Raw genomic sequence first — 1,369 nt, 5'->3', positions numbered from 1 at the left:
TATCCACGTTTTGCTCTTCCATACTCAATCGACACTGCTCTGCATTGCTCATGTGATCCCGTCGTGACCTAACGCCCGCCTAAGGGGCTGGTAACGCACCAACCAACTTAACGCATACCAAATTAATCACAAAGTTCAAAGCATTACAAAAATGCTGCGCGTTAACAGTCCCTCTTGAGGCGTTTGTTAACTGGCCAGAGCTGAGGATTTCCACCGAACATTTCACCTATGCAAATCATCACTTTACGCTTCGTTTGAAGTTTTCGGATCTCGCACCAATTTTCTGAGTGTGAAAAATCCGCAAGCTTCACGCGTTGCTATCGTCGGCTGATCCCAAGCTCCACACAAATCTTTGAGATTGTTTTTAGCTCGTTCAAAATGTCGGCATTGACCACAACGAAACATTCGTAAATTCCTTTTCTCAAATGTTGATAGATTTTCCGCTTTGCCAGTTAACGCCCGCCTAAGGGGCTGGCAACGCATTAACACTAAACTCAATCACAACAACCGTAACCACCGCGACTCATTGGGACTGGAAACGCCGCGCGTTGACAGTCCCTCTTGAGGCGTTTGTTAAGCAGCTTTTTTACGCATCAAATACTCATAGTTAAACATGCATTTGATTAACTGATGTAGCCGGTGCATTTCACGGTATGAAATAAGAATTTTCCTCATAAAATCAATAAAGTAGATTGACTCCGCTTTTTCTTGCTTTATGCCTTCTTTCTTAGGGTAATAAGTAATAATTTGAGAAACATCATCATACTCTGCTTTGACATGAGCAATTGAGTTACGGAGCTGATTGTTGATAGCATCTTCACCAATTTCATACCAACACTCATCTAAATGAGCTACTTTAAAACCATACGGTAAGTCTGCAAAATCATTCAGCGACTTAGGTGTTGTTTTGCCAATATCTTTAAACTTATTGTGATCTTTACGATGAATAATGTTATTGATCCCAGCAACAAGAATAAGCTGACGAGATAGAACTTCAGAAATATCTTTATATAAATCTTTATACTTTTGAAAGTCGTCTGTGGATACTCTAAAAGCAACTAACTCTTTATCATAATCAGGATCAAAATCTAAAAATAATGCAGGTCTAAATGCTAACTCTCCCGCCAAAATTTGCGGGTAAATTTCTAAACAATCATGCTGTGTATTTTTTAGAAAACCAGTCTCGATAATTTCCTCAAAGAATACATCTAATGCCTTGGCATCAGAGGATAACGCATCCTTAATTCCTTTCATATGCATAGCAACAGACTCAGCATTCTCAGTTTGTAGTGGTACGGTGAATTTGGTCACTTAATTAGAGGTGATATTATCATCTCATAAGTTAATAGGTGACATTATGACAAAACGT

The 1,369-nt window shown here is 39.1% G+C and carries 1 protein-coding gene; it reads right to left on the bottom strand.

Annotated features, from left to right (window positions below; genetic code table 11):
• Nucleotides 1-573 precede the first annotated feature (573 nt).
• Nucleotides 574-1,254, bottom strand: coding sequence for a hypothetical protein (locus tag PUN32_RS13965; protein WP_248441474.1), 681 nt, complete (start codon nt 1,252-1,254; stop codon nt 574-576).
• Between the last annotated feature and the right edge of the window lie 115 nt (nt 1,255-1,369).

The organism is Vibrio chanodichtyis (assembly GCF_028863985.1).
Classification (GTDB): domain Bacteria; phylum Pseudomonadota; class Gammaproteobacteria; order Enterobacterales; family Vibrionaceae; genus Vibrio; species Vibrio chanodichtyis.
Note: the sequence above shows the minus strand (reverse complement) of the source record. Positions and strands in the feature narration are given on the sequence as shown.

Excerpts from the sequence above, each read along its gene's own strand:
- PUN32_RS13965 (WP_248441474.1), bottom strand. The coding sequence starts at position 1,254 with ATGAAAGGAATTAAGGATGCGTTATCCTCTGATGCCAAGGCATTAGAT.